The sequence below is a fragment of the Pseudomonas sp. Y5-11 genome (assembly GCF_022368695.1).
Lineage (GTDB): Bacteria > Pseudomonadota > Gammaproteobacteria > Pseudomonadales > Pseudomonadaceae > Aquipseudomonas > Aquipseudomonas parakoreensis.
In genome coordinates this window covers 5,557,164-5,584,099 of the sequence record NZ_CP058974.1, presented here as the reverse complement: position 1 = coordinate 5,584,099, position 26,936 = coordinate 5,557,164, and the positions used below count along the sequence as shown (strand labels likewise).

At 59.8% G+C, this 26,936-nt stretch carries 22 protein-coding genes, 5 tRNA genes and 1 riboswitch; of the genes, 23 read left to right on the top strand and 4 right to left on the bottom strand.

The genetic code is table 11. The features are described from left to right. Positions 1-88: 88 nt before the first annotated feature. Positions 89-1,339: a ribonucleotide-diphosphate reductase subunit beta gene (locus HXW87_RS25105; protein WP_003227292.1), complete on the bottom strand. Its 1,251-nt coding sequence runs from the start codon at positions 1,337-1,339 to the stop codon at positions 89-91. 553 nt (positions 1,340-1,892) lie between these two features. Next, the gene (locus tag HXW87_RS25100) at positions 1,893-2,153 is read right to left on the bottom strand and encodes a DUF2790 domain-containing protein (RefSeq protein ID WP_027612631.1); all 261 of its coding nucleotides are present in this window, start codon (positions 2,151-2,153) and stop codon (positions 1,893-1,895) included. Positions 2,154-2,571: 418 nt separating this feature from the next. Here HXW87_RS25100 and acs point away from each other — a divergent pair, with 418 nt between their 5' ends. From acs to astE, 14 genes are all read left to right on the top strand, one after another. Continuing rightward, entirely contained in the window at positions 2,572-4,527 is a 1,956-nt protein-coding gene (acs, locus tag HXW87_RS25095) for an acetate--CoA ligase (RefSeq protein WP_047295856.1), read from the top strand. Positions 4,528-5,259: 732 nt separating this feature from the next. After that, positions 5,260-6,033 carry an ABC transporter substrate-binding protein gene (locus HXW87_RS25090; RefSeq protein ID WP_027612633.1) on the top strand — a complete coding sequence of 258 codons (774 nt, stop codon included), beginning with the start codon at positions 5,260-5,262 and terminating at the stop codon, positions 6,031-6,033. 91 nt (positions 6,034-6,124) lie between these two features. Continuing rightward, positions 6,125-6,814 (top strand): ABC transporter permease, encoded by a 690-nt coding sequence (locus tag HXW87_RS25085; protein ID WP_003227287.1) that lies wholly within the window; start codon positions 6,125-6,127, stop codon positions 6,812-6,814. Beyond that, complete coding sequence (locus HXW87_RS25080; RefSeq protein WP_047295854.1) at positions 6,811-7,509, top strand: ABC transporter permease; 699 nt, start codon at positions 6,811-6,813, stop codon at positions 7,507-7,509. The genes HXW87_RS25085 and HXW87_RS25080 overlap by 4 nt, the downstream gene beginning before the upstream one ends. A gap of 1 nt (position 7,510) precedes the next feature. After that, entirely contained in the window at positions 7,511-8,623 is a 1,113-nt protein-coding gene (locus HXW87_RS25075; protein WP_182404145.1) for a M14 family metallopeptidase, read from the top strand. A gap of 27 nt (positions 8,624-8,650) precedes the next feature. Further along, entirely contained in the window at positions 8,651-9,415 is a 765-nt protein-coding gene (locus HXW87_RS25070) for an ATP-binding cassette domain-containing protein (protein WP_003227281.1), read from the top strand. 246 nt (positions 9,416-9,661) lie between these two features. Next, positions 9,662-10,654: a transcriptional regulator ArgR gene (gene argR / locus HXW87_RS25065; protein ID WP_179294966.1), complete on the top strand. Its 993-nt coding sequence runs from the start codon at positions 9,662-9,664 to the stop codon at positions 10,652-10,654. A 410-nt stretch (positions 10,655-11,064) separates the two neighbouring features. After that, positions 11,065-12,285, top strand: a complete 1,221-nt coding sequence (locus tag HXW87_RS25060; protein ID WP_047295848.1) for an aspartate aminotransferase family protein — start codon at positions 11,065-11,067, stop codon at positions 12,283-12,285. A gap of 240 nt (positions 12,286-12,525) precedes the next feature. Next, entirely contained in the window at positions 12,526-13,545 is a 1,020-nt protein-coding gene (gene aruF / locus HXW87_RS25055; RefSeq protein WP_025112905.1) for an arginine/ornithine succinyltransferase subunit alpha, read from the top strand. Between the two features lie 51 nt (positions 13,546-13,596). Beyond that, entirely contained in the window at positions 13,597-14,622 is a 1,026-nt protein-coding gene (astA, locus tag HXW87_RS25050) for an arginine N-succinyltransferase (RefSeq protein ID WP_086794680.1), read from the top strand. Next, positions 14,619-16,088 (top strand): succinylglutamate-semialdehyde dehydrogenase, encoded by a 1,470-nt coding sequence (astD, locus tag HXW87_RS25045; protein ID WP_239779186.1) that lies wholly within the window; start codon positions 14,619-14,621, stop codon positions 16,086-16,088. The genes astA and astD overlap by 4 nt, the downstream gene beginning before the upstream one ends. Before the next feature lie 141 nt (positions 16,089-16,229). Continuing rightward, positions 16,230-17,576, top strand: a complete 1,347-nt coding sequence (astB, locus tag HXW87_RS25040; protein ID WP_239777917.1) for an N-succinylarginine dihydrolase — start codon at positions 16,230-16,232, stop codon at positions 17,574-17,576. A gap of 56 nt (positions 17,577-17,632) precedes the next feature. Then, entirely contained in the window at positions 17,633-17,920 is a 288-nt protein-coding gene (locus HXW87_RS25035) for a hypothetical protein (RefSeq protein WP_007963090.1), read from the top strand. A 12-nt stretch (positions 17,921-17,932) separates the two neighbouring features. Continuing rightward, a complete protein-coding gene (gene astE, locus HXW87_RS25030; RefSeq protein ID WP_239777916.1) occupies positions 17,933-18,943 on the top strand; it encodes a succinylglutamate desuccinylase in 1,011 nt (336 codons plus the stop codon). Between the two features lie 129 nt (positions 18,944-19,072). On the opposite strand, the gene HXW87_RS25025 is transcribed toward astE, so the two are convergent. Next, a complete protein-coding gene (locus HXW87_RS25025) occupies positions 19,073-19,582 on the bottom strand; it encodes a 6,7-dimethyl-8-ribityllumazine synthase (protein WP_041066540.1) in 510 nt (169 codons plus the stop codon). Positions 19,583-19,683: 101 nt separating this feature from the next. After that, a riboswitch (FMN riboswitch) is annotated at positions 19,684-19,855 on the bottom strand. Between the two features lie 188 nt (positions 19,856-20,043). Here HXW87_RS25025 and ltaE point away from each other — a divergent pair. The 9 genes from ltaE (at position 20,044) to HXW87_RS24980 (ending at position 26,308) form a co-directional block, all read left to right on the top strand. After that, complete coding sequence (ltaE, locus tag HXW87_RS25020) at positions 20,044-21,048, top strand: low-specificity L-threonine aldolase (RefSeq protein WP_239777915.1); 1,005 nt, start codon at positions 20,044-20,046, stop codon at positions 21,046-21,048. A gap of 146 nt (positions 21,049-21,194) precedes the next feature. After that, complete coding sequence (gene alaS / locus HXW87_RS25015) at positions 21,195-23,813, top strand: alanine--tRNA ligase (protein WP_239777914.1); 2,619 nt, start codon at positions 21,195-21,197, stop codon at positions 23,811-23,813. A gap of 90 nt (positions 23,814-23,903) precedes the next feature. Further along, the gene (locus tag HXW87_RS25010; protein WP_025112914.1) at positions 23,904-25,145 is read left to right on the top strand and encodes an aspartate kinase; all 1,242 of its coding nucleotides are present in this window, start codon (positions 23,904-23,906) and stop codon (positions 25,143-25,145) included. A 189-nt stretch (positions 25,146-25,334) separates the two neighbouring features. After that, a complete protein-coding gene (csrA, locus tag HXW87_RS25005; protein WP_002554426.1) occupies positions 25,335-25,523 on the top strand; it encodes a carbon storage regulator CsrA in 189 nt (62 codons plus the stop codon). Between the two features lie 62 nt (positions 25,524-25,585). Then, a tRNA-Ser gene (locus tag HXW87_RS25000) sits at positions 25,586-25,676 on the top strand. Positions 25,677-25,783: 107 nt separating this feature from the next. Next, positions 25,784-25,860 (top strand) — tRNA-Arg (locus HXW87_RS24995). Positions 25,861-25,931: 71 nt separating this feature from the next. Next, positions 25,932-26,005: transfer RNA gene (locus HXW87_RS24990), tRNA-Arg, on the top strand. A gap of 76 nt (positions 26,006-26,081) precedes the next feature. Then, a tRNA-Arg gene (locus HXW87_RS24985) sits at positions 26,082-26,158 on the top strand. 73 nt (positions 26,159-26,231) lie between these two features. Further along, a tRNA-Arg gene (locus tag HXW87_RS24980) sits at positions 26,232-26,308 on the top strand. Positions 26,309-26,326: 18 nt separating this feature from the next. Here HXW87_RS24980 and HXW87_RS24975 read toward each other — a convergent pair. Continuing rightward, the gene (locus HXW87_RS24975) at positions 26,327-26,845 is read right to left on the bottom strand and encodes a cell envelope protein SmpA (RefSeq protein WP_239777913.1); all 519 of its coding nucleotides are present in this window, start codon (positions 26,843-26,845) and stop codon (positions 26,327-26,329) included. Between the last annotated feature and the right edge of the window lie 91 nt (positions 26,846-26,936).

Genomic DNA, 26,936 nt, shown 5'->3' with positions numbered 1-26,936 from the left:
TATCGAAATAATTGCGAACGCTAACATTTTTTAAGTTAATGAATGATAAGGAAAAAGAGCCGCCATTCGGCAGCTCTTTTTTGTATTGTCAATCCCAGCTCAACGCACCACCAGTCTGATACTCAATAACCCGAGTCTCAAAGAAATTCTTCTCTTTCTTCAAGTCCATAATCTCGCTCATCCAAGGGAACGGGTTAGTCGTCCCTGGGTACTCTTCCTTCAAACCAATCTGCGACAAACGACGGTTAGCGATGAACTTCAGGTAGTCCTCCATCATCGCCGCGTTCATGCCCAGTACGCCGCGAGGCATGGTGTCGCGGGCGTATTCGATTTCCAGCTGCGTACCCTGCAGGATCATCTGGGTCGCTTCTTCCTTCATCTCGGCATCCCACAGGTGTGGGTTTTCGATTTTGATCTGGTTGATCACATCGATGCCGAAGTTCAGGTGCATGGATTCGTCGCGCAGGATGTACTGGAACTGCTCGGCGACGCCGGTCATTTTGTTGCGGCGGCCCATGGACAGGATCTGGGTGAAGCCGCAGTAGAAGAAGATGCCTTCCAGCACGCAGTAGTAGGCGATCAGGTTGCGCAGCAGTTCTTTGTCGGTGTCCGGGGTGCCGGTTTCGAACTTCGGATCGGAGATCGAACGGGTGTACTTCAGGCCCCAGGCTGCCTTTTTGGCGACCGATGGAATCTCGTGGTACATGTTGAAGATCTCGCCTTCATCCATGGCCAGCGATTCGATGCAGTACTGGTAGGCGTGGGTGTGGATCGCCTCTTCGAAGGCCTGGCGCAGGATGTACTGGCGGCATTCCGGGTTGGTGATCAGGCGGTACACGGCCAGCACCAGGTTGTTGGCAACCAGGGAGTCGGCGGTGGAGAAGAAGCCGAGGTTGCGCATCACGATGCGGCGCTCGTCGTCGGTCAGGCCTTCCGGGTTTTTCCAGAGGGCGATGTCGGCGGTCATGTTGACTTCTTGCGGCATCCAGTGGTTTGCGCAGCCGTCCAGGTACTTCTGCCAGGCCCAGTCGTACTTGAAAGGTACGAGTTGGTTGAGGTCGGCGCGGCAGTTGATCATGCGCTTTTCGTCAACGGCGACGCGGGCGGAGGCGCCTTCGAGTTCGGCGAGGCCTTCGGCGACGTCGAGGGAATCCAGTGCAGCCTTGGCGCGGGCCACGGCGGCCGAGTCGTCGGCGGTCACGGCGCGGGCTTCCAGCGCTGCGGCACCGCCGGCGCTGTCGAGGCGGTCCATGTTGGCTTCAGTAGCGTGGCCGGCGTTGGCGCCTTTCACGGTTGCTACTTCACTGTCTTCTTTGTCGAATTCGTCCCAGCTCAGCATGACGTGTCGTCTCCTGCGTGAGGGCCTGTCGCCCCGTGTGAAACCTGATTGGTGGTTTTTTCACACGGTCGTACAGACCGCGTTGGATCTTAAGGAATCGTTTTTTGCGGCAGCCAAGGCAGGCAATAAAACAGAATTTTGTACGGGTTTCCGAGAGCCTCTGACGGGCGCAGATCAGCATTGACGCTGCTGCGGGGCTTCAGAATGGCTTTTGCTCCCTGTAAGGGAATATTGCTGACCCGATTAGGGCGGCATTATAGGGAAAAAAACACGGCTGTGCTGAGGCGAATCCGCGCATGGAGCGGTCGAGGAGGCTGGTTTTTCGATGAGAGTGCGGGTTTACAGGGCTTTGCCGGGGATAGATTTTTTTTCGTAAAAATCTCGCGATTGTGGATTTGCTCAAAAAACGAACAAAAAAACTGGTTTTTCACTACATCTAGTGTTTTGCAAGCATTTTTGACGACTCCAGACACAACTGAGCCCGACCGAAGCCGGGCTGGAATCGACCCTCAAATGAGGCGCTGAGCGGTCCGATTCGGTGCAGTCTCGATCATCAATTGGTGCAGCCGTTACCCATGACGCTGTAACGCAGGATGTGGCGCTGACCCTTGGAGTCGTCGTACTCCATTTTGGCCGGTACCACTTCGCAGACATTCGGCACTTCGCTCATCGATACAACTTTGGCGATGTCCAGGTGAGTGGAGTAAGTGTATTCCTCGATCACCGGTTGTTGCTGTGCGACATCAGTCGGGACCTCGTCTGCCATGGCGGTTGCGCACAGACTGCTGAGGGCCAGAACCAATAAAGCTTTCATTTCAGATTTACCTTTTTGAGGTCGAGTGGGGTCACGCAACCTTTTTAGGGTTGCGTGTGTAACTTCATCATTTGCAGTTATTACTTGAGAGCTGGATTAACGGCCTTCGTGGGGGCTGTAACGTTGTTAATCGCGTTTGCCTTGTCGGCGATGTGGATTTTAGGCAGGTGGGGTGGGGGTAAACAGGTGGGGTTTTGATAAACACTTTTGGTGGTTTTGGTAACAATCCCCACAAAACACCGCCCAACCCTTGTAGGCGCTGCCGAAGGCTGCGATCTTTCGCCTTTGATTTTTGCAAAGCAAGATCAAAAGATCGCAGCCTGCGGCAGCTCCTACAACCATCGTCGAATGGTTCTATGGGGCCGGCCCGGCTACAACGGGGTCATACAAAAACAACTATTCCACCGAGGTAAGAAAGATGAGTGCGGCTTCTCTGTATCCCGTTCGTCCCGAGGTTCTGGCCAATACGCTGACTGACGAGGCGACCTACAAAGCCATGTACCAGCAGTCGGTCGTCAACCCTGACGGTTTCTGGCGCGAGCAAGCCAAGCGCCTCGACTGGATCAAGCCTTTCACCACGGTGAAGCAGACTTCCTTCGACGATCACCATGTCGACATCAAATGGTTCGCCGACGGCACCCTGAACGTTTCCTACAACTGCCTCGACCGTCATCTGGCCGAGCGCGGCGATCAAGTCGCAATCATCTGGGAAGGCGACGATCCTTCCGAGAGCCGCAACATCACTTACCGCGAACTGCACGAACAAGTCTGCAAACTGGCCAACGCCCTGCGTGGTCAGGACGTGCACCGTGGCGACGTGGTGACTATTTATATGCCAATGATCCCCGAAGCCGTGGTCGCCATGCTGGCCTGTACCCGGATCGGCGCGATTCACTCGGTGGTGTTCGGTGGTTTCTCGCCGGAAGCGCTGGCGGGGCGGATCATCGACTGCAAATCGAAAGTGGTGATCACCGCTGACGAAGGCATTCGTGCCGGCAAGAAGATCTCGCTGAAGGCCAACGTCGACGACGCGCTGACCAATCCGGAAACCAGCAGCATCCAGAAAGTCATCGTGTGCAAGCGCACCGGTGGCGACATCAAGTGGAACCAGCATCGCGATATCTGGTACGAAGACCTGATGAAAGTGGCGGGCACCGTCTGCGCGCCGAAAGAGATGGGCGCTGAAGAAGCGCTGTTCATCCTGTACACCTCGGGTTCGACCGGCAAGCCGAAGGGCGTGCAGCACACCACCGGCGGTTATCTGTTGTACGCGGCAATGACCCACGAGCGCGTGTTCGACTACCGTCCGGGCGAAATCTACTGGTGCACCGCCGACGTCGGCTGGGTCACCGGTCACAGTTACATCGTCTACGGCCCGCTGGCCAATGGCGCGACCACCGTGCTCTTCGAAGGCGTGCCGAACTACCCGGACATCACCCGGGTGGCGAAGATCGTCGACAAGCACAAGGTCAACATCCTTTACACCGCACCGACCGCGATCCGCGCAATGATGGCGTCGGGTACCGCTGCTGTTGAGGGCGCGGATGGCAGCAGCCTGCGTCTGCTCGGTTCGGTGGGCGAGCCGATCAACCCGGAAGCCTGGGACTGGTACTACAAGAATGTCGGCAAGTCGCGCTGCCCGATCGTTGATACCTGGTGGCAGACCGAAACCGGCGGCAACATGATGAGCCCGCTGCCCGGTGCGCATGCACTGAAGCCGGGTTCGGCGGCACGTCCGTTCTTCGGCGTGGTGCCGGCGCTGGTCGACAACCTTGGCAACATCATCGAGGGCGAGGCTGAAGGCAATCTGGTGATTCTCGATTCGTGGCCGGGTCAGGCGCGCACCTTGTATGGCGACCATGACCGCTTCGTCGACACCTACTTCAAGACGTTCCGCGGCATGTACTTCACCGGTGACGGTGCGCGGCGTGACGCCGATGGTTACTACTGGATCACCGGGCGCGTGGATGACGTGCTCAACGTTTCCGGCCACCGCATGGGTACCGCCGAGATCGAAAGCGCAATGGTCGCCCACCCGAAAGTCGCCGAAGCGGCGGTGGTCGGTGTGCCGCACGACATCAAGGGGCAGGGCATTTATGTCTACGTCACCCTGAAAAATGGCGAAGAGCCGAGCGAGCAACTGCGCCTGGAGCTGAAGAACTGGGTGCGCAAAGAGATTGGCCCGATTGCCTCACCGGACGTGATCCAGTGGGCGCCGGGGCTGCCGAAGACCCGTTCGGGCAAGATCATGCGGCGGATTCTGCGCAAGATCGCCACGGCGGAGTACGAAGGGCTGGGCGATATCTCGACCCTGGCGGACCCGAGTGTGGTGCAGCATTTGATTGATACGCACAAGACGATGAATGTGGCTTAAGCCTGTCTGATGCATTGAAGAGCCCTGTCCGGTGATGCCGGGCGGGGCTTTTTTGTGTCAGATGGTTTTGTGGTGGCTGTGCCGGCCTCATCGCTGGCAAGCCAGCTCCCACAGGTTTCCGAGGTGTGAACGGGATTTCAATCTCAATCGAAATCCCTGTGGGAGCTGGCTTGCCAGCGATAGCCATCTGTCAGACGCCGCAGTATTCCCCTGTCAGAAACCCAAACCACCCAACCAATAATTATCGATCTCCCGCGCAAGCCATTTCCCGCTGTTACCGCCTGCCGTCCACGTAACCGAATGTGTAACCGCCCGCGTCAAACCGGGGCGAAGGGAAACGCATCGCCCCGTTTTAGAGCCTCAAAATCCCCGCTGAAAAATAAGACCCAACGCTGCGCTTGCCGGATTAGAAGGGTTTGCGAATAATAGGCCCGCAATTTGCAGCATAGATCGGTTCACTGTCTTTCGCTCTTGCATGAATTTGCAAGGCTGTCAATGCGCTCAAGCGGGTTTCTCTGTGCATCTGTAATTAGTTGTCGCATTGAAGAAATATCGGCTTCGGGCCTGTCGTTAGAATGCCGATCACTCGCTCATCGTGGCTGACGTTGAAACCCCTGAAGGTTTCAATGGGAAATTTCCCACCGATGCTGCACCGCTTTCCCGATTCACCCATTCGCATATTGGGCTGTCGCTCACTCTGCCGTTTTTGCCCTTTACCGATGGAGTCCCAAGATGAAGAAACTTGTGCTGCTTGGCGCCCTGGCACTGTCCGTGCTGTCGCTGAATTCCTTCGCTGATGAAAAACCTCTGAAGATCGGTATCGAAGCGGCTTACCCTCCGTTCGCTTCCAAAGCGCCGGATGGCAGCATCGTTGGTTTCGACTACGACATCGGCAATGCCCTGTGTGAAGAAATGAAGGTCAAGTGCCAGTGGGTCGAGCAAGAGTTCGACGGTCTGATCCCGGCACTGAAAGTGCGCAAGATCGACGCGATCCTGTCGTCCATGTCGATCACCGAAGACCGCAAGAAATCCGTGGACTTCACCAACAAGTACTACAATACCCCGGCCCGTCTGGTCATGAAGCAGGGCACCGTTGTCAGCGACAACCTGTCTGAGCTCAAGGGCAAGAACATCGGCGTGCAGCGTGGTTCGATCCACGAGCGTTTCGCCCGCGAAGTCCTGGCCCCGCTGGGTGCCGAGATCAAGCCATACGGTTCGCAGAACGAAATCTACCTCGACGTGGCCGCCGGTCGCCTCGACGGTACCGTGGCGGACGCCACCCTGCTGCAGGACGGCTTCCTGAACACTGACTCCGGCAAAGGCTTCGCCTTCGTCGGTCCGCAATTCACCGACGTCAAATACTTCGGCGACGGCGTAGGCATCGCGGTGCGCAAGGGCGACGCGCTGAAAGACAAGATCAACGCTGCGATCGCGGCTATCCGTGAAAACGGTAAATACAAAGCTATCCAGGACAAGTACTTCGCCTTCGATATCTACGGCAAGTAACACGTCTCTGCGACAAGTCAGAAATGGCGCAAGCAACAGGATCTCTGCGGTTTGCGCCATTTTTTCATCCCAACTTTCGAGGACCTGAATCATGTTGAAAGGCTACGGGGCTGTCATCCTCGATGGCGCATGGCTGACGCTTCAGCTCGCCTTGTCGTCCATGGCCCTGGCCATCGTTCTCGGGCTGATCGGGGTCGCGTTGCGCCTGTCGCCGATTCGCTGGCTGGCGTGGCTGGGCGATCTGTATTCCACGGTGATTCGCGGGATTCCCGACCTGGTGCTGATCCTGCTGATCTTCTACGGCGGTCAGGACTTGCTCAACCGCGTCGCGCCGATGCTTGGCTATGACGACTACATCGACCTGAACCCGCTGGCCGCCGGTATCGGCACCCTCGGTTTCATCTTCGGTGCCTACCTGTCGGAAACCTTCCGTGGTGCGTTCATGGCGATCCCCAAGGGCCAGGCCGAAGCGGGCATGGCCTACGGCATGAGCAGTTTTCAGGTGTTTTTCCGGGTGATGGTGCCGCAGATGATTCGCCTGGCGATTCCTGGCTTCACCAACAACTGGCTGGTGCTGACCAAGGCCACCGCGCTGATTTCGGTGGTCGGCCTGCAAGACATGATGTTCAAGGCCAAGCAGGCGGCAGATGCCACCCGCGAGCCTTTCACCTTCTTCCTCGCAGTGGCGGCGATGTACCTGGTGATTACCAGTGTCTCGTTGCTGGCGCTGCGTCACCTTGAGAAGCGCTACTCGGTAGGCGTAAGGGCGGCTGATCTATGATCTTCGACTACAACGTCATTTGGGAGGCCATGCCGCTGTACCTCGGCGGCCTGCTGACCACTCTGAAACTGCTCGCGCTGTCGCTGTTGTTCGGTCTGCTGGCGGCACTGCCGCTGGGCCTGATGCGCGTTTCCAAGAACGCTGCGGTCAACGGCATTGCCTGGCTTTATACCTACGTGATTCGCGGCACGCCGATGCTGGTGCAGCTGTTCTTGATCTACTACGGTCTGGCGCAATTCGAAGCCGTGCGTGAAAGCTTCATGTGGCCGTGGCTGTCCAGCGCGACGTTCTGTGCGTGCCTGGCCTTCGCGATCAACACCAGCGCCTACACCGCCGAAATCATCGCCGGCAGCCTCAAGGCCACGCCGAACGGCGAGATCGAAGCCGCCAAGGCGATGGGCATGTCGCGCTTCAAGATGTACAAGCGCATCCTGTTGCCATCGGCCTTGCGTCGGGCGCTGCCGCAATACAGCAACGAAGTGATCATGATGCTGCAAACCACCAGTCTGGCGTCCATCGTGACCCTGATCGACATCACCGGCGCGGCCCGTACCGTCAACGCGCAGTACTACCTGCCGTTCGAGGCGTACATCACCGCCGGCCTGTTCTACCTGTGCCTGACCTTCATTCTGGTGAAGCTGTTCAAGCTGGCCGAGCGTCGCTGGCTGAGCTACCTGGCCCCGCGGAAGCACTGATATGGAACGCATCGACCACGTATTGCCGTGGAGCCATCTGGGCAGCGAGCGCAAGATTTCGGTCTTCCGCTTCGGTCAGGGCGAGCGCAAGGCCTACATTCAGGCCAGCCTGCACGCTGACGAACTGCCGGGCATGCGCACCGCCTGGGAGCTGAAAAAGCGCCTTGGCGAACTCGAAGCCCAAGGCCTGCTCAACGGCGTGATCGAGTTGGTGCCGGTCGCCAACCCGCTGGGCCTCGGCCAATTGCTGCAAGGCAATCATCAGGGACGTTTCGAGGCGGGCAGCGGCAAGAATTTCAACCGCGATTTCGTCGAGCTGAGCGCGCCGGTTGCAGCGGCGCTGGCCGAGCGTCTCGGTGACGATCCGCACGCCAACATTCGCCTGATCCGTCAGGCCATGGCTGAGCATCTGGCGGCAATGCCCGAGGCGGGCAGCCAGTTGCAAGGCATGCAGCGCGTGTTGCTCAGCCATGCCTGCACCGCCGATGTGGTGCTGGACCTGCACTGCGATGCCGAAGCCGCGCTGCACATGTATGCACTGCCGCAGCACTGGCCGCAGTGGCGGTCGCTGGCTGCGCACCTGAATGTGAAGGTCGGTTTGCTCGCGGAAGACTCTGGTGGCAGCTCCTTCGATGAGGCGTGCTCGTTGCCGTGGCTGCGCCTGTCGCGGCAGTTCCCGGACGCGCAGATTCCGCTGGCGTGCCTGGCGACGACTGTCGAGCTGGGCGGTCAGGCCAACACCGACCGCGCCGATGCGCTGGCCTGGGCCGAAGGCATTCTGGCGTTCCTCGCCGAGCAAGGCCTGATCACTGGCGAGTGGCCAAAGCCGGCCAATGAACCGTGCGAAGGCATGCCGTTCGAAGGCACTGAATTACTGTTGGCGCCGCACCCCGGTGTGGTGAGTTTTCTGCGTAAACCCGGCGAGTGGGTTGAAGCCGGAGATGAAATTTTCGAAGTGATCGATCCTGTGTCCGATCGGGTCAGCACGGTGTGTGCTGGTACCTCCGGGGTGCTGTTTGCCATTGAACGGCTGCGCTATGCCCAACCCGGTTTCTGGCTGGCCAAGGTGGCGGGGCGCGAAGCGCTGCGTCACGGGCGCTTGCTCAACGACTGACTGACTGTTTTTGTGAGAACCGACCGCATGTACAAACTTGAAGTCCAAGACCTGCATAAACGCTATGGCAGTCACGAAGTGCTCAAGGGCGTGTCCCTGAAAGCGGCAGCCGGCGATGTGATCAGCATCATCGGCTCCAGTGGCTCCGGCAAAAGTACTTTCCTGCGCTGCATCAACCTGCTTGAGCAGCCGCACGCGGGCAAGATCCTGCTCAACAACGAAGAGCTGAAACTGGTGGCCAACAAGGACGGCGCGCTGAAAGCCGCTGATCCGAAACAGCTGCAGCGCATGCGTTCGCGCCTGTCGATGGTGTTCCAGCACTTCAACCTGTGGTCGCACATGACCGCGCTGGAAAATATCATGGAAGCGCCGGTCCACGTGCTGGGCGTGTCCAAGGCCGAAGCGCGCGAGAAAGCCGAGCACTACCTGAACAAGGTTGGCGTGGCCCATCGCAAAGACGCGTTCCCGGGGCACATGTCTGGCGGCGAGCAGCAGCGTGTGGCGATTGCCCGTGCGCTGGCGATGGAGCCGGAAGTGATGCTGTTCGACGAACCGACGTCGGCGCTCGATCCGGAACTGGTGGGCGACGTTCTGAAGGTGATGCAAGCGCTGGCTCAGGAAGGTCGCACCATGGTCGTGGTTACGCACGAAATGGGCTTCGCCCGTGAAGTGTCGAACCAGTTGGTGTTCCTGCACAAAGGTGTGGTGGAAGAGAGCGGCAACCCGCGCGAAGTGTTGGTCAATCCGCAATCCGAGCGTTTGCAGCAGTTCCTCTCGGGCAGCTTGAAGTAATCAGAGCTGCCGATATGCACCGGAATAGTGCATGCTTCGCAGCCTGAAGGCTGGCTCCAATCCCCTGTAGGAGCTGCCGAAGGCTGCGATCTTTTGCCCTTGCTTTTGAAATTCAAAAGATCGCAGCCTCGTTTCACTCGACAGCTCCTACAGTGGGCGCTGTGCAGGTTTCGAGATTTGCGTTCATTTACGGGCTAGCATTGGCCCATGCCTTCATCACCGTTCTTCGTTTCGGATTGCCCGCCCATGACTGCCCATCGAATTGGTTTCCTGATTTGGCCCAGCACTAAAGCTCTGACGCTGGCGCTGGCGGAGGAGGCCTTGCGTGTTGCTCAGCGGGTGCATCCGGAGGTGGTTTACGAACTGTCGTTCCTGCAGGCTGAAGCCAGTCCTGAAGCGGCGGCCGATGGAGCCTGGCAACTGCCCGGCGAAGCCTGGACCGGCAAGCTGGAAAACTTCCAGAAACTGTTCCTGCTCGCCGACGAGCCGCCGACCACCCTGGCCCCGGCCCTCAGCAGCGCGCTCAAGCAACTGGTGCGTGCCGGTTGCGTGATCGGTGGTCTGTCGGCCGGTGTGTATCCGCTGGCGCAACTCGGTCTGCTCGACGGTTATCGTGCAGCCGTGCACTGGCGCTGGCAGGACGATTTCGCTGAACGTTTCCCGAAAGTCATCGCCACCAGTCACCTGTTCGACTGGGATCGCGATCGCCTGACCGCGTGTGGCGGCATGTCGGTGCTCGATCTGCTGCTGGCGGTGCTGGCCCGTGATCATGGGGCCGAGCTGGCTGGTGCGGTGTCCGAAGAACTGGTGGTCGAGCGCATCCGCGAGGGTGGTGAACGCCAGCGCATTCCGCTGCAGAACCGCCTCGGTTCCAGCCATCCGAAGCTCACCCAAGCGGTGTTGCTGATGGAAGCCAACATCGAAGAGCCGTTGACCACCGACGAAATCGCCCAGCACGTGTGCGTGTCCCGTCGCCAGTTGGAGCGGATCTTCAAGCAATACCTCAACCGCGTGCCGAGCCAGTACTACCTGGAATTGCGCCTGAACAAGGCCCGGCAGATGCTGATGCAGACCAGCAAGTCGATCATCCAGATCGGCCTGTCCTGCGGTTTCTCTTCGGGGCCGCATTTCTCCAGTGCCTACCGCAACTTCTTCGGCGCGACGCCGCGGGAAGATCGCAACCAGCGGCGCAGCAGCAGTCCTTTCGAACTGTCGTCGGTGCCGCCAGAGCGCGGTTGATCCGCGTCCTGTTCAGGGGCGGGCCGAGTGTTTCGCAGCGTCGACCCTGGCCTCTTTCATCTCGCCTTCGTGGGTGTATCGGGTTGCCCGGTTGTTTCGGCGCTTGGGCGGTCGCCTGCGCTGGAAAAGCCCGCCCGGTAAAAACGGCTCTTCAGGATGATGTGCGGTACATATATACCGCACTCGCCAATTCGTTCTCGGGTACAAATCAGCCAGCTGCCGCAAACGGCTGCGGCCAGTTAAACTGCGCCTTTGCGACGCTATATGTCGCATTGCCGTAAACCCGGGAAAATCCGGGGTTTGCGCTATAAGAAGTTGTCGCTTGGCGACAAGGCCGGGCTGAAAACTGTCCTTACAATCCCCCCATCGCTCGCCAGTTTCAGGCGGGTGTTCCTCTTCAGGAGACTCCGATGTCCGTTGAGCACGCTGCGGTAGAACGCGCCGATTTCGACCAGGTAATGGTTCCCAACTACGCGCCTGCCGCTTTTATTCCGGTGCGTGGCGCCGGTTCCCGCGTCTGGGACCAGAGCGGCCGCGAGCTGATCGACTTCGCCGGCGGGATTGCCGTTAACGTATTGGGCCATGCGCATCCGGCGCTGGTCGGTGCGCTGACCGAACAGGCGAACAAGCTGTGGCACGTGTCCAACGTGTTCACCAACGAGCCGGCCCTGCGCCTGGCGCACAAGCTGATCGACGCCACGTTCGCCGAGCGCGTGTTCTTCTGCAACTCCGGCGCCGAAGCCAACGAGGCCGCCTTCAAGCTGGCCCGTCGCGTGGCGTTCGACCGTTTCGGCAGCGAGAAGTACGAGATCATCGCTGCGCTCAACAGCTTCCACGGCCGTACCCTGTTCACCGTCAACGTCGGTGGCCAGTCGAAGTACTCCGACGGTTTCGGTCCGAAAATCACCGGCATCACCCACGTCCCTTACAACGATCTGGCCGCGCTGAAAGCGGCGGTGTCCGACAAGACCTGTGCGGTCGTGCTCGAACCGATCCAGGGCGAGGGCGGTGTACTGCCGGCGGAACTGGCTTATCTGCAAGGTGCCCGTGAACTGTGCGACGCGCACAACGCGCTGCTGGTGTTCGACGAAGTGCAGACCGGCATGGGCCGTACCGGCCACCTGTTCGCCTACCAGCATTACGGCGTGACCCCGGACATCCTGACCAGCGCCAAGAGCTTGGGCGGCGGTTTCCCGATCGCCGCGATGCTGACCACCGAAGCGCTGGCCAAGCATCTGGTGGTCGGCACCCACGGCACCACTTACGGCGGCAACCCGCTGGCGTGTTCGGTAGCCGAAGCGGTGATCGACGTGATCAACACCCCCGAGGTGCTGAACGGCGTCAACGCCAAGCACGACAAATTCAAGACCCGCCTGCAGCAGATCGGCGAGAAGTACGGCCTGTTCACTCAGGTGCGTGGCCTCGGTCTGTTGATCGGTTGCGTGCTGAGCGATGCCTGGAAAGGCAAGGCCAAGGACATCTTCAACGCCGCTGAAAAAGAAGGCCTGATGATTCTGCAGGCCGGCCCGGACGTGATTCGTTTTGCCCCGAGCCTGGTGGTGGAAGACGCCGATATCGATGCTGGCCTGGACCGCTTCGAACGCGCCGCCGCCGCACTGACGCAAGCCTGATAGACCCTTCGACGCCCGAGTATTTCGGGCGTCGAACCCAATTTTGATACCGGGCAATATCAAATGTGGGAGCGGGCTTGTGGTGAGGGGATTTATCCCCGATGGGCTGCGCAGCAGCCCCAAGCTTTTTGAGGGCCGCTACGCGCCCCATCGGGGATAAATCCCCTCACCACAAAAGCCCGCTTCCACAGTCTCCGGTGTTTTTTTCAGTAAATTTTTATAAGAGAAAGGAGTGACACCATGCTGGTGATGCGCCCTGCGCAAATGGCTGATCTGGGCGAGGTACAGCGTCTGGCTGCGGATAGCCCGATTGGTGTCACTTCCTTGCCGGATGACGTGGAACGTCTGAGCGACAAGATCGCCGCAAGCGAAGCCTCGTTCGCTGCCGAAGTGAGTTTCAACGGCGAGGAGAGCTACTTCTTCGTTCTTGAAGACACCGCCACCGGCAAACTGGTCGGCTGCTCGGCCATTGTCGCCTCGGCCGGCTACTCGGAGCCGTTCTACAGCTTCCGCAACGAGACCTTTGTCCACGCCTCCCGTGAGCTGAAGATCCACAACAAGATCCACGTGCTTTCGCAATGCCACGACCTGACCGGCAACAGCTTGCTGACCAGTTTCTACGTGCAGCGTGAGCTGGTGGGGTCGCCGTGGGCCGAGCTCAACTCCCGTGGTCGCCTGCTGTTCGTTGCCAGCCACCCGGAGCGTTTCGCCGATTCGGTGGTGACCGAGATCGTCGGCTACAGCGACGAGAACGGCGACTCGCCATTCTGGGATGCAATCGGTCGCAACTTCTTCGACCTCAACTACGCCGAGGCCGAGCGCCTGTGTGGCCTGAAGAGTCGCACGTTCCTCGCCGAACTGATGCCGCATTACCCGATCTACGTGCCGCTGTTGCCGGATTCCGCGCAAGAAGCGATGGGCCAGGTGCACCCGCGTGCGCAGATCACCTTCGACATCCTGATGCGCGAAGGCTTCGAAACCGATCACTACATCGACATTTTCGACGGTGGCCCGACCCTGCATGCGCGTGTTTCGGGGATCCGTTCGATCGCCCAGAGCCGTGTGGTGCCGGTGAAGATCGGCGAGCCGGTCAAAGGTGCCGGGCGCCAGTATCTGGTGGCCAACGCGCAGTTGCAGGATTACCGCGCGGTGCTGCTGGAACTCGATTACGCGCCGGGCAAACCGGTGACCCTGGATCTGGAAGCAGCCGAAGCCCTGGGCGTCGGTGAAGGTGCCAGCGTGCGCCTGGTGGCGGTTTAACGCCTTAGCGAGTTTCACGGGTGGCGAAGGCGGCCCGTTTGAGGAGATAGCATGATTGTTCGTCCCGTACGCAGCAGCGATTTATCCGCGCTGATCGACCTGGCCCGCAGCACCGGCACCGGCCTGACCACGTTGCCGGCCAACGAAGAACGCTTGACCCACCGGGTCGGCTGGGCCGAGAAGACCTTCCGCGGCGAAGCCGGTCGTGGCGACGCGGACTACCTGTTCGTGCTCGAAGACGACAACGGTCGCGTGGTGGGGATTTCCGCCATCGCCGGCGCGGTCGGTCTGCGTGAGCCGTGGTACAACTTCCGCGTGGGCCTGACCGTCAGCGCCTCGCAAGAGCTGAACATTTATCGCGAGATCCCGACGCTGTTCCTCGCCAACGACCTGACCGGCAACTCCGAGCTGTGCTCGCTGTTCCTGCACGCCGATTACCGCACCGGCCTGAACGGCCGCATGCTGTCCAAGGCGCGCATGCTGTTCATCGCCGAGTTCCCGGAGCTGTTCGGCAACAAGATCATCGCCGAGATGCGCGGCGTCTCCGATGAAGCCGGTCGTTCGCCGTTCTGGGAAAGCCTGGGTCGGCACTTCTTCAAGATGGAATTCAGCCAGGCCGACTACCTGACCGGCGTCGGCAACAAGGCGTTCATCGCCGAACTGATGCCGAAATTCCCGCTGTACACCTGCTTCCTGTCGCCGGATGCGCGCAACGTCATCGGTCAGGTGCACCCGGACACCGAGCCGGCGCTGGCGATGCTCAAGAGCGAAGGTTTCAGCTATCAGGGCTACGTCGATATCTTCGATGCCGGCCCGGCCATCGAGTGCGAAACCAGCAAGATCCGCGCAGTCCGCGACAGTGAAGCGCTGGTGCTGGCGATCGGTACGCCGGGCGAAGACGCCACGCCGTTCATCATCCATAACCGCAAACGCGAAGACTGCCGCATCACGGCTGCCCCGGCCCGTCTGGCCGCCGGCACGCTGGTGGTCGATCCGCTGACCGCCAAACGTCTTCAACTCAACGCCGGCGATCAAGTGCGCGCCGTGGCGTTGTCTGCTGCTCGGGAGTCGAAATAATGAATTCGCTATACATCGCAGGTGAATGGCTGGCCGGTCAGGGCGAAGCCTTCCAGTCGCTGAACCCGGTGACCCAGCAAGTGCTGTGGTCGGGGGAGGGCGCCAGCGTCGCTCAGGTCGAGTCCGCCGTGCAGGCGGCGCGTCAGGCCTTTCCGGGTTGGGCGCGGCGTTCGCTGGATGAGCGCATCAGCGTCCTCGAAGCCTTTGCCGCCGCCCTGAAAAACCACAGCGACGAACTGGCCCGCACCATCGGCGAGGAAACCGGCAAGCCCCTGTGGGAAGCCGCGACCGAAGTCACCAGCATGGTCAACAAGATTGCGATCTCGGTGCAGAGCTACCGCGAACGTACCGGCGAGAAGAGCGGCCCGCTGGGCGACGCCACCGCCGTGTTGCGCCACAAGCCGCACGGTGTGGTGGCGGTGTTCGGCCCTTACAACTTCCCGGGCCACTTGCCGAACGGCCACATCGTGCCGGCGCTGCTGGCCGGTAACAGCGTGCTGTTCAAGCCAAGCGAGCTGACGCCGAAAGTCGCCGAGCTGACGGTCAAGTGCTGGATCGAAGCCGGTCTGCCGGCCGGCGTGTTGAACCTGCTGCAAGGCGCTCGCGAAACCGGTATCGCCCTGGCGGCGAACCCGGGCATCGACGGTCTGTTCTTCACCGGCTCGAGCCGTACCGGCAATCACCTGCACCAGCAGTTTGCCGGGCGTCCGGACAAGATCCTCGCGCTGGAAATGGGCGGCAACAATCCGCTGGTGGTCGATCAGGTCGCTGATCTGGACGCAGCCGTTTACACGATCATTCAGTCGGCCTTCATCTCCGCCGGCCAGCGCTGCACGTGTGCGCGTCGTCTGCTGGTGCCGCAAGGCGCGTGGGGCGACAGCCTGCTCAAGCGTCTGGTGGATGTGAGCGCGACCCTCGAAGTCGGTGCGTTCGATCAACAGCCGGCGCCGTTCATGGGCTCGGTGATTTCCCTTGGCGCGGCGAAAGCGCTGATGGATGCCCAGCGACATCTGCTGGCCAATGGCGCGGTGTCGCTACTGGCGATGACGCAGCCGCAAGCGCAATCGGCCTTGCTGACCCCGGGCATTCTTGATGTGACCGCGGTGGCCGAGCGTCCGGATGAAGAATTGTTCGGCCCGTTGCTGCAAGTGATCCGCTACGCCGATTTCGCTGCGGCGATCGCTGAGGCCAACGACACCGCTTATGGTCTGGCGGCTGGCTTGCTGTCGGATTCCGAAGATCGTTATCAGCAGTTCTGGCTGGAAAGCCGCGCCGGTATCGTCAACTGGAACAAACAGCTGACCGGTGCCGCGAGCAGCGCGCCGTTCGGCGGTGTCGGCGCTTCGGGCAACCATCGCGCCAGTGCCTACTACGCGGCGGATTACTGCGCGTACCCGGTGGCCTCGCTGGAAACCCCGAGCCTGACGTTGCCGGCGGCCCTGACGCCTGGCGTGAAAATGGCGTGATGCCTATTCGCGAGCAAGCTCGCTCCCACAAGGGCGATGAGATCCTGTGGGAGCGAGCTTGCTCGCGAAGGCCGCGACGCGGTCGCACTGAACAGTTAGTTACTGAAGCCTATAACAACAGATTCTCGTGGAGCCTCGCTGATGAAATCCTATGAAGTCAATTTTGACGGTCTAGTGGGGCCGACCCATAACTACGGCGGTCTGTCCTACGGCAACGTCGCGTCCCAGAGCAACAGCCAGCAGTCCTCGAACCCGAAGGAAGCGGCGCTGCAAGGCCTGGCGAAAATGAAAGCGCTGATGGAAATGGGCTTTCAGCAAGGCGTGCTGGCGCCGCAGGAGCGTCCGGACGTGGCCGCATTGCGCCGCCTGGGTTTCAGCGGCACCGACGCGCAAGTGATCGAGCGCGCCGCCAAAGAAGCCATGCCGTTGCTGGTTGCCAGTTGCTCGGCGTCGAGCATGTGGGTGGCGAATGCCGCCACCGTCAGCCCGAGTGCCGACACCGCTGACGGTCGCGTGCACTTCACCGCCGCCAACCTCAACTGCAAATACCACCGCAGTATCGAACACCCGACCACCAGCCGCGTGCTGGGTGCGATGTTCGCCGATCAACAGCACTTCGCCCACCACGCCGCGTTGCCGGCGGTGGCGCAATTCGGTGACGAAGGTGCGGCCAACCACACGCGTTTCTGCCGTGAGTACGGCGAGGCCGGTGTCGAGTTTTTCGTGTTCGGGCGCAGTGCGTTCGACACCCGTTACCCGGCGCCGCAAAAGTATCCGGCGCGCCAGACGCTGGAAGCGTCGCAAGCGGTGGCGCGTCTGCACGGTCTGCGTGACGAGGGCGTGGTCTACGCGCAGCAAAACCCGGCGGTGATCGACCAGGGCGTATTCCACAATGACGTGATCGCGGTGGGTAACGGCGAGGTGTTGTTCTATCACGAGGACGCGTTCCTCGACACCGAGCAAATGCTGGCCGAGTTGCAGGGCAAACTGGCCAAGGTCGGTGGCCAGTTCCAGTCGGTCTGCGTGCCGCGTTCGGTGGTCACCGTGGATGATGCAGTGCGTTCCTATCTGTTCAACAGCCAGTTGCTGTCGCGTCCGGATGGCTCGATGCTGCTGATCGTGCCGGAAGAGTGCCGTGGCAACGAGCGCGTGTGGAACTACTTGCAGGGGCTGACCAGCTCCGGCGGCCTGATCCGCGAAGTCAAAGTCTTCGACCTCAAGCAAAGCATGCAGAACGGCGGTGGGCCGGCGTGCCTGCGACTGCGCGTCGCGCTCAACGAAACCGAGCTGGCAGCAGTCAACCCAGGGGTTATCATGACCGCACCGTTGTACGGTTCGTTGACCGCATGGGTTGAAAAGCACTACCGCGACCGCCTGAGCGAAACCGATCTGGCGGACCCGCAATTGCTGCTTGAATGCCGGACGGCACTGGATGAACTGACGCAAATCCTTAAACTGGGCGCGGTTTATCCATTCCAGATCAATTGATGGCCGGCGCGTCGCCGAACGCGACGCGCGGCTTGTCTCCCCAAGAGAGTAAAAACATGAGCGATTCCCTGCAGCTGATCCTTGAAGACACCGACGGCACGCAACTGCAAACCTCGTGCACCCGCGTCGCGGTCATGTGGCAAGGCAAAGAGCTGTGGATCCAGCAGGACGGCCGTGGCCAGCTGCTGATCGGCGTGGACGTCGAGGAAGGTGACGAAGAGTACGCCAACCTGCTGCTGCGCCCACTGGCAACTAATCTGGTCAGTCTGCAACTGGAAATGGAACCGGCTGAGGTCGGCGACGAAGACCACGTGCACGGCCCGGATTGCAACCACGATCACTAAGGAAACCGCTCTATGCTCGCCCTCGGCAAACTGCTTGAACTGACCCTCGCCGGCCGTGAACCGGCGGAGAAGACTCAACTGACTGTCGAAGGCGTGCGCATGCGCTGGTTGAGCGAGGGTGCGCTGGAAGTCCGGCCCCCCGAAGCGCGCGACAATGGCCTGGACCTGCTGCTGTCGGCAGGCATCCACGGCAACGAAACAGCGCCGATCGAGTTGCTCGACCGGCTGCTGCATGACATCGCACGCGGCGATCTGAAGCCGCGTGCACGCATTTTGTTCCTGTTCGGCAATCCGGAAGCGATTCGCAAGGGCGAGCGCTTCGTCGAGCAGGACGTCAACCGGCTGTTTAACGGCCGGCATGAACAAACCAGCGGTTCCGAAGCCATCCGCGCCTGTGAGCTGGAACGCCTGGCGGCGAGTTTCTTCAGCCTGCCGGACCGTCAGCGTCTGCACTACGACCTGCACACCGCGATTCGTGGTTCGAAGATCGAGCAGTTCGCCCTGTATCCGTGGAAAGAAGGACGCCAGCATTCGCGCCGCGAACTGGCGCGTCTGCGTGCTGCCGGGATGGACGCGGTGCTGTTGCAGAACAAGCCGTCGATCGTGTTCAGTTCCTACACCTACGACAAGCTCGGCGCCGAGGCTTTCACCCTGGAACTGGGGAAGGCGCGGCCATTCGGGCAGAACCAAGGGGTGGATGTTTCACGTCTGGAAACCCGTCTGAAGCAGATCATCGAGGGCAATGAGCCGGATCTGGCTGCAGAGGGACTGGAGGGTTTGCAGCTGTTCAGCGTCGCCCGGGAAATCATCAAGCACAGCGATGCGTTCCGCCTGAACCTGCCAGCGGACATCGAGAACTTTTCTGAATTGGACGTCGGTTATGTGCTGGCCGAAGATCTGGCCAATACCCGCTGGATCATCGAGGAAGAGGGCGCACGCATCATCTTCCCGAACCCCAAGGTCAAGAACGGCTTGCGCGCCGGCATTCTGATCGTGCCGACCACCGACGAAAACCTCGCCTGATGCCGTCTCTGAGCTGACAGAAATTCCTGTAGGAGCTGCCGAAGGCTGCGATCTTTAGATCTTGTTTTTAGACGATCAAAAGATCGCAGCCTCGTTTCACTCGACAGCTCCTACAGGGGAGTGTTGTGGTCAGACGGCGACTGCACGCGGCTCACTGCGACGCAGCGCGCGAACCTTCTGCAGTGTATCCGCGCAAGTCCGCGCCGCTTCCTGACCCTTGTGCACGAAGTGCTCGAAGAAGAATTTCTGATGCTCTTCACCGGCATGGAAGTGATGCGGGGTCAGCGATACCGAGAACACCGGCACTTCGGTCTCCAGCTGCACCTGCATCAGGCCGCTGACCACTGACTGGGCAACGAACTCGTGACGATAGATGCCGCCGTCCACGACCAGAGCGGCCGCGACGATGCCGGCATAACGGCCGGTCTTGGCCAGCAACTTGGCGTGCAGCGGCATTTCAAAGGCGCCGCCGACTTCAAAGAAATCGATGTCCGATTCCTGATAACCCTGAACGAGCATTTCGGCGACGAAGCCCTTACGGCTCTGGTCGACGATTTCCTTGTGCCAGCAGGCCTGGATGAACGCAACGCGCTCGCCGTGGGGGTGTTTGCTTTTGCTGTCGATAGCGGTGGGTTGCATGTTCTGACTCCTGTTTGTGTGAAAAACAGGGCGTTATGAATCGAAAGGGATTCAAGGGTACGCACGAGCACACAAGCGCGCGGACGGCCCTTTGGCGTCAATCCCGTTCTCTCTTCATCCGGACTATGACCGTCGGCCCCGGAATCACACCGGGTCTGCTGACCTTGCCGCCGATCACAGCCTTTGCCGTGTCCGTCGCCAAGCGCTCGCGGGCTATGCGCATTGCGCGCAATTACCGCCGGTGGGGAATTACACCCCGCCCTGAGAACGTTTTTGCCGCCCGTTCTCGGGCGGCGCAGCGTTTTTATCACATATTTTCCGGCCTTGCACAGAACCTGTGGAAGTGTGTTCTCAAGAAGTAATCTGACCTTTTCTCATTCAAGGGTTGATAAATTGGCGCCATGACCGCAGTAATTCACCTTCGAAAAGGGATTTCCCCTGCTGACTCTGAGGCCAGGTTCATGAGCATTATCGATCTTCGCAGCGACACCGTTACCCAACCGACTCCTGCCATGCTCGACGCGATGACAGCGGCGGCCACCGGTGACGATGTCTACGGCGAAGATCCGACGGTCAATCGTCTGGAGGCGGAACTGGCGAAGCGCCTGGGGTTCGCCGCCGCGCTGTTCGTGCCGACCGGCACCATGAGCAACCTGCTGGGCCTGATGGCGCACTGCGAACGTGGCGACGAATACATCGTCGGCCAGCAGGCGCACACTTATAAGTACGAGGGTGGCGGCGCGGCGGTACTCGGCTCGATCCAGCCGCAGCCGCTGGAGGTGCAGGCCGACGGTTCGCTGGATCTGGAGCAGGTCGCGGCAGCGATCAAGCCGGACGACTTCCATTTCGCCCGGACCCGTTTGCTGGCGCTGGAAAACACCATGCAAGGCAAAGTGCTGCCGCTGGAGTATCTGGTCCGCGCGCGCCAATTTACCCAGAAGCATGGTCTGGCCCTGCACCTGGACGGCGCGCGGTTGTACAACGCGGCGGTCAAGCTTGGTGTGGATGCCCGGGAAATCACCCGGCATTTCGATTCGGTGTCGGTGTGCCTGTCCAAAGGCCTTGGCGCGCCGGTGGGTTCGGTGCTGTGCGGTTCAGCCGAGTTGATCGGCAAGGCCCGCCGCCTGCGCAAAATGGTCGGCGGCGGCATGCGTCAGGCCGGTTTGCTCGCGGCGGCGGGGCTGTACGCGCTGGATCACCACGTCGAGCGTCTGGCGGATGACCATGCCAACGCGCACTATCTGGCCGAAGGGCTGCGCGAGGCCGGGTTCAGCGTCGAGCCGGTGCAGACCAACATGGTCTACGTGCAAACGGGCGACGGTGCCGAAGCGCTCAAGGCGTTTGCCGCCGAACGCGGGATCAAGTTGAGTGCCGCCGCGCGCTTGCGCATGGTCACGCACATGGACGTCAATCGCTCGCAAATCGAGCAAGTGATCGCGACATTCGTCGAGTTTTCGCGCAAGTGACAGCGTTAGCCGTCCAATTGACCGTTACTATCGTATAAACACGCTGTACCCCGCGCGAAGGGCCGATATAATGCGGCCCTTTGCCGTCGTTTCGTCTGTTGACGTTTCGTACAGGCCTTTGGCCGCAGCCTCCGTGGAAGAACCTAATGAAAAGCGCAGAAATCCGTGAAGCCTTCCTTCGCTTCTTCGAAGAGCAAGGCCACACCCGTGTAGCCTCCAGCTCTTTGATTCCGGGCAACGACCCAACCCTGCTGTTCACCAACGCGGGGATGAACCAGTTCAAGGACTGCTTCCTGGGCCAGGAAAAGCGCGCGTACACCCGCGCAACCAGTAGCCAGAAGTGCGTGCGTGCCGGTGGCAAGAACAGCGACCTGGAAAACGTCGGTTATACCGCTCGTCACCACACCTTCTTCGAAATGCTCGGTAACTTCAGCTTCGGTGACTATTTCAAGCACGACGCGATTACCTTCGCCTGGACCTTCCTGACCGGCGTTCTGAAACTGCCGAAGGAAAAACTCTGGGTCACCGTCTACGCCTCCGACGACGAAGCGTATGACATCTGGACCAAAGAAATCGGTGTGCCGGTCGAGCGCATGATCCGCATCGGCGACAACAAAGGCGCACCTTACGCCTCCGACAACTTCTGGACCATGGGCGATACCGGCCCGTGCGGCCCCTGCACCGAGATTTTCTACGATCACGGCGACCACATCTGGGGCGGCCCACCGGGTTCGCCGGAAGAAGACGGCGACCGTTACATCGAGATCTGGAACAACGTGTTCATGCAGTTCAACCGCACCGCCGATGGCGTGTTGCATCCGTTGCCAGCGCCGTCGGTCGACACCGGCATGGGCCTGGAGCGGATCAGTGCGGTGATGCAGCACGTCAATTCCAACTACGACATCGACCTGTTCAAGAACCTGCTTAAAGCCTCGGCTGAAGCCATCGGTTGCGAAAACGGCGATCAGTCGTCGCTCAAAGTGGTGTCCGACCACATCCGTTCGTGCGGTTTCCTGATCGCCGACGGCGTGCTGCCGTCCAACGAAGGTCGCGGTTACGTGCTGCGCCGGATCATCCGTCGCGCCTGCCGTCACGGCAACAAGCTGGGCGCCACTGGCAGCTTCTTCTACAAGATCGTCGCGGCGCTGGTTGCCGAGATGGGCGAAGCCTTCCCGGAACTGCAGAAGCAGCAGAGCAACATCGAGCGCGTACTCAAGGCTGAAGAAGAGCAGTTCTCCAAGACCCTGGAGCACGGCTTGAAGATCCTCGAACAGGATCTGCTGGAACTCAAAGGCACCGTGGTGCCGGGCGACGTAGTGTTCAAACTCTACGACACCTACGGTTTTCCGATGGACCTGACGGCCGACATCGCTCGCGAGCGTGGCTTGACCGTCGACGAAGTCGGCTTCGAGCGTGAAATGGAAGCCCAGCGTGTGCGTGCACGTTCGGCCAGCTCGTTCGGTCTGGATTACAACACCCTGGTCAAGGTTGATGTGGCCACCGAGTTCACCGGCTACACCGACACCAGCGGCTCGGCAAAAATCGTCGCTATCTATAAAGATGGCCAGTCGGTCGACGTCTTGAGTGAAGGCGAAGAGGCGGTGATCGTGCTGAACCAGACGCCGTTCTACGCTGAATCCGGCGGCCAGATCGGCGACTGCGGTTTCCTGCAGGCCGGTAACGCACGTTTCGACGTCCGTGACACCACCAAGACCGGCGGCGCGTTCCTGCACCACGGCGTGCTGGATTGCGGCAGCCTGACCATCGGCGCGCCAGTGGAAACCCACGTCGATGCCGAAGTGCGTCACGCGACCTCGCTGAACCACTCCGCGACTCACTTGCTGCACGCTGCGCTGCGTCAGGTGTTGGGCGAGCACGTTCAGCAAAAGGGTTCGTTGGTGGATAGCCAGCGTCTGCGCTTCGACTTCAGCCACTTTGAGGCGATCAAGCCAGAGCAAATCAAGGCGCTGGAAGACATCGTCAACGCCGAGATCCGCAAGAACTCCGCGGTTGAAACCGAAGAAACCGACATCGAAACCGCCAAGCAGAAGGGCGCGATGGCGCTGTTCGGCGAGAAGTACGGCGACAACGTGCGCGTGCTGAGCATGGGCGGCGACTTCTCTGTCGAGCTGTGTGGCGGTATCCACGCCAACCGTACCGGTGACATCGGCCTGCTGAAAATCATCAGCGAAGGCGGTGTGGCATCGGGTGTGCGTCGTATCGAGGCAGTCACCGGTGCTGCGGCGCTGGCCTACTTGAACGCTGCTGAAGAACAACTCAAGGAAGCGGCCAACCTGGTCAAGGGCAGCCGCGACAATCTGATCGACAAGCTGTCGGCCGTGCTGGAGCGCAACCGCGCGCTGGAAAAGCAACTCGAGCAGTTGCAGGCCAAGGCTGCCAGCGCCGCCGGCGACGATCTGTCGAACTCGGCAGTCGACGTCAAAGGCGTGAAGGTGCTGGCTGCACGTCTGGATGGTCAGGACGGCAAGGCGCTGCTGGCGCTGGTTGATCAGCTGAAAAACAAACTCGGTCGCGCAGTGATCCTGCTCGGCAGTGTCCATGAGGAAAAGGTCGTACTGGTTGCAGGCGTAACCAAGGACCTGACTGGCCAACTCAAAGCCGGTGATTTGATGAAGCAAGCTGCTGCGGCAGTGGGCGGGAAGGGCGGTGGTCGTCCGGACATGGCGCAGGGCGGCGGTGTCGACGCCGGCGCACTGGATGGCGCTCTGGCGCTGACCGTTCCATTCGTCGAGCAGGGTTTATAAGACGGCCCGCCGGGCCCGCAGTCTAGTGGCGGGTCCGGCGGCTGTTCGAGTGATTATTGGGCGCCCTTCATGGGCAGAGGCGGCTTTGAAATGGCTTTGATCGTACAGAAATTTGGAGGCACCTCGGTCGGCACTGTCGAGAGAATCGAGCAGGTCGCCGACAAGGTTAAGAAATTCCGCGATGCCGGCGATGACCTGGTGGTTGTGCTGTCTGCAATGAGCGGCGAAACCAACCGTCTGATCGATCTGGCCAAGCAAATCAGTGGCGACGTGCAACCGGTTCCGCGTGAGCTGGACGTGATCGTTTCCACCGGTGAGCAGGTGACGATTGCCCTGTTGGCCATGGCGCTGATCAAGCGCGGTGTGCCGGCGGTGTCGTACACCGGTAATCAGGTGCGGATCCTGACGGACAGTGCGCACAATAAAGCGCGTATCTTGCAGATTGATGACCAGAAGATTCGCGGTGATCTGAAAGCAGGTCGCGTGGTGGTTGTCGCCGGTTTCCAGGGCGTCGACGAGCACGGCAACATCACCACCCTCGGTCGTGGCGGTTCCGACACCACGGGCGTGGCACTGGCGGCTGCATTGAAGGCTGACGAGTGCCAGATCTACACCGACGTCGATGGTGTCTACACCACTGACCCGCGCGTTGTGCCAGTCGCTCAGCGTCTGGACAAGATCACCTTCGAAGAGATGCTGGAAATGGCCAGCCTCGGTTCCAAGGTGCTGCAGATCCGTGCGGTGGAGTTCGCCGGCAAGTACAACGTTCCGCTGCGCGTACTGCACAGCTTCAAGGAGGGTCCGGGCACCCTCATTACTATTGATGAAGAGGAAACCATGGAACAGCCGATCATTTCCGGCATCGCTTTCAACCGCGATGAAGCCAAGCTGACCATCCGTGGCGTGCCAGACACCCCGGGCGTGGCGTTCAAGATTCTCGGCCCGATCAGTGCCGCGAACATCGAAGTCGACATGATCGTGCAGAACGTCGCGCACGATAACACCACCGACTTCACCTTCACCGTGCACCGCAACGACTACCAGGCCGCACAGACCGTGCTGGAAAACACCGCTCGCGAGATCGGTGCCCGTGAAGTCGTAGGCGATACCAAGATTGCCAAGGTCTCGATCGTCGGCGTCGGCATGCGTTCCCACGCAGGCGTGGCCAGCCGCATGTTCGAATCCCTGGCCAAGGAAAGCATCAACATCCAGATGATCTCGACGTCGGAAATCAAGGTTTCCGTGGTGATCGAAGAGAAGTACCTGGAACTGGCTGTGCGCGCCCTGCACACAGCTTTCGAACTGGACGCTCCGGCCCGTCAGGGCGAGTAATCCGGTCACTTGAAGGGCGCGGTCTGACCGCGCCCTTTATTTTTTGAATGGCGCGAGCCCCCTGAACTGTTCTTTTGCTCGCGCTGGTCAATACTCAGGCATGTAGGGCTACGATCGCTCCGGTTGTAGGTCGGGTGCCTTTTTTTTGCAGACTGTTGTCCCTGAAATGAAATGCGTGAGGAGAAAGGTATGCTGATTCTGACTCGTCGGTGCGCAGAAAGCCTGATTATCGGTGATGGCGAAATCACCGTGACCGTGCTCGGCGTCAAAGGAAATCAAGTGCGCATCGGCGTCAACGCCCCGAAAGAGGTTGCCGTGCACCGTGAGGAAATTTACCTGCGTATAAAGAAAGAGAAGGACGAAGAACCAAGCCATTAATTTTTATCGATTTTTATGTTTGCAAACGGGGAAGAAGGTGGTTAATATACGCCCCGTGTTGCGGAGAGCTGGCCGAGTGGCCGAAGGCGCTCCCCTGCTAAGGGAGTACACCTCAAAAGGGTGTCGGGGGTTCGAATCCCCCGTTCTCCGCCATTATTTGCTTAGTACGTTGTAATCTGGCTTTTTCTGTAAGTTGTTGAATTTATTAGAAAAAGTGGTTGGAATAGAGATTAGACGGGCTATAATGCGGCGCAACAAATGCACTCGTAGCTCAGCTGGATAGAGTACTCGGCTACGAACCGAGCGGTCACAGGTTCGAATCCTGTCGAGTGCACCATTTAAGAGTTGTTTATAGCGATATAAAGAACTCGGCTTCAGCCAGTTGTGGTCTGGTAAAAAAACACAAATGCACTCGTAGCTCAGCTGGATAGAGTACTCGGCTACGAACCGAGCGGGCACGGGTTCGAATCCTGTCGAGTGCACCCTTTTAAGAGTTGTTTGCAGTACTGCAGGTAACTTGGATTCAGCCAGTGGTGGTCTGGTTTAAAAACACAAAATGCACTCGTAGCTCAGCTGGATAGAGTACTCGGCTACGAACCGAGCGGGCACGGGTTCGAATCCTGTCGAGTGCACCATTTTAAGAGTTGTTTGCAGTAATGCAGGTAACTTGGATTCAGCCAGTTGTGGTCTGGTTTAAAAACACAAAATGCACTCGTAGCTCAGCTGGATAGAGTACTCGGCTACGAACCGAGCGGTCACAGGTTCGAATCCTGTCGAGTGCACCATATTCAAGAAGCCCGCGTTTAACGCGGGCTTTTTGTTGTCTGCGATTTGGTTTTTCCTTTCACGCATCCCCTCTCATCAAAATCGACTTGAGCACTACGGCCGCGTTTCAGGTCATAGCGATAGCTCGTTGTCGACGTTCGAATATTCACCTTGTCCGGTTTGCCGAGGGCGCTCTCGACATCCCGCTGGCTCATCCCGGCGATAACGCGACGATTGATGATCGCTTCGCGGCGCTGTCTGGCATCGATCAGGTTGCCGCATTTGTCCTCCAGGCGGCCAACGATGCCCGGTTCACGTCCCTTGATTGTCATGCCGGATATTTCTTCGTGATTGTGTTCCGGCATGATCGGCACGACGGAGCCGGGCATGTAAGGGTGAACCTGCTGCACGGAGAGCTGCTCATCGTTGGCACAACTCAGGCTGGTGAAGGTGATGCTGCCGTCGGGCGCTTCGCATCGGTGAAGGGTGGTGGCGGCCCCGGCGGGCGGCAGGCAGAGCAGGCTGGCGACTACAAAACGGGATGTTCTGGATAGCATTCGACGTCCTCCATGACGGTCTACGCTCAAGGGTAGTCGCTACATTTTTCAATGCCGGTGTGTTTTCTTTTCAAGATGAGTCGTCGCATCT

Excerpts from the sequence above, each read along its gene's own strand:
- argR (WP_179294966.1), top strand. The coding sequence starts at position 9,662 with ATGACTGCCCATCGAATTGGTTTCCTGATTTGGCCCAGCACTAAAGCT.
- HXW87_RS25085 (WP_003227287.1), top strand. The coding sequence starts at position 6,125 with ATGTTGAAAGGCTACGGGGCTGTCATCCTCGATGGCGCATGGCTGACG.
- HXW87_RS25070 (WP_003227281.1), top strand. The coding sequence starts at position 8,651 with ATGTACAAACTTGAAGTCCAAGACCTGCATAAACGCTATGGCAGTCAC.
- astE (WP_239777916.1), top strand. The coding sequence starts at position 17,933 with ATGCTCGCCCTCGGCAAACTGCTTGAACTGACCCTCGCCGGCCGTGAA.
- HXW87_RS25100 (WP_027612631.1), bottom strand. The coding sequence starts at position 2,153 with ATGAAAGCTTTATTGGTTCTGGCCCTCAGCAGTCTGTGCGCAACCGCC.
- HXW87_RS25075 (WP_182404145.1), top strand. The coding sequence starts at position 7,511 with ATGGAACGCATCGACCACGTATTGCCGTGGAGCCATCTGGGCAGCGAG.
- ltaE (WP_239777915.1), top strand. The coding sequence starts at position 20,044 with ATGAGCATTATCGATCTTCGCAGCGACACCGTTACCCAACCGACTCCT.
- acs (WP_047295856.1), top strand. The coding sequence starts at position 2,572 with ATGAGTGCGGCTTCTCTGTATCCCGTTCGTCCCGAGGTTCTGGCCAAT.
- HXW87_RS25105 (WP_003227292.1), bottom strand. The coding sequence starts at position 1,339 with ATGCTGAGCTGGGACGAATTCGACAAAGAAGACAGTGAAGTAGCAACC.
- astA (WP_086794680.1), top strand. The coding sequence starts at position 13,597 with ATGATTGTTCGTCCCGTACGCAGCAGCGATTTATCCGCGCTGATCGAC.
- astB (WP_239777917.1), top strand. The coding sequence starts at position 16,230 with ATGAAATCCTATGAAGTCAATTTTGACGGTCTAGTGGGGCCGACCCAT.
- aruF (WP_025112905.1), top strand. The coding sequence starts at position 12,526 with ATGCTGGTGATGCGCCCTGCGCAAATGGCTGATCTGGGCGAGGTACAG.
- csrA (WP_002554426.1), top strand. The coding sequence starts at position 25,335 with ATGCTGATTCTGACTCGTCGGTGCGCAGAAAGCCTGATTATCGGTGAT.
- alaS (WP_239777914.1), top strand. The coding sequence starts at position 21,195 with ATGAAAAGCGCAGAAATCCGTGAAGCCTTCCTTCGCTTCTTCGAAGAG.
- HXW87_RS25080 (WP_047295854.1), top strand. The coding sequence starts at position 6,811 with ATGATCTTCGACTACAACGTCATTTGGGAGGCCATGCCGCTGTACCTC.
- HXW87_RS25060 (WP_047295848.1), top strand. The coding sequence starts at position 11,065 with ATGTCCGTTGAGCACGCTGCGGTAGAACGCGCCGATTTCGACCAGGTA.
- HXW87_RS25035 (WP_007963090.1), top strand. The coding sequence starts at position 17,633 with ATGAGCGATTCCCTGCAGCTGATCCTTGAAGACACCGACGGCACGCAA.
- HXW87_RS25090 (WP_027612633.1), top strand. The coding sequence starts at position 5,260 with ATGAAGAAACTTGTGCTGCTTGGCGCCCTGGCACTGTCCGTGCTGTCG.
- HXW87_RS25010 (WP_025112914.1), top strand. The coding sequence starts at position 23,904 with ATGGCTTTGATCGTACAGAAATTTGGAGGCACCTCGGTCGGCACTGTC.
- HXW87_RS24975 (WP_239777913.1), bottom strand. The coding sequence starts at position 26,845 with ATGCTATCCAGAACATCCCGTTTTGTAGTCGCCAGCCTGCTCTGCCTG.
- HXW87_RS25025 (WP_041066540.1), bottom strand. The coding sequence starts at position 19,582 with ATGCAACCCACCGCTATCGACAGCAAAAGCAAACACCCCCACGGCGAG.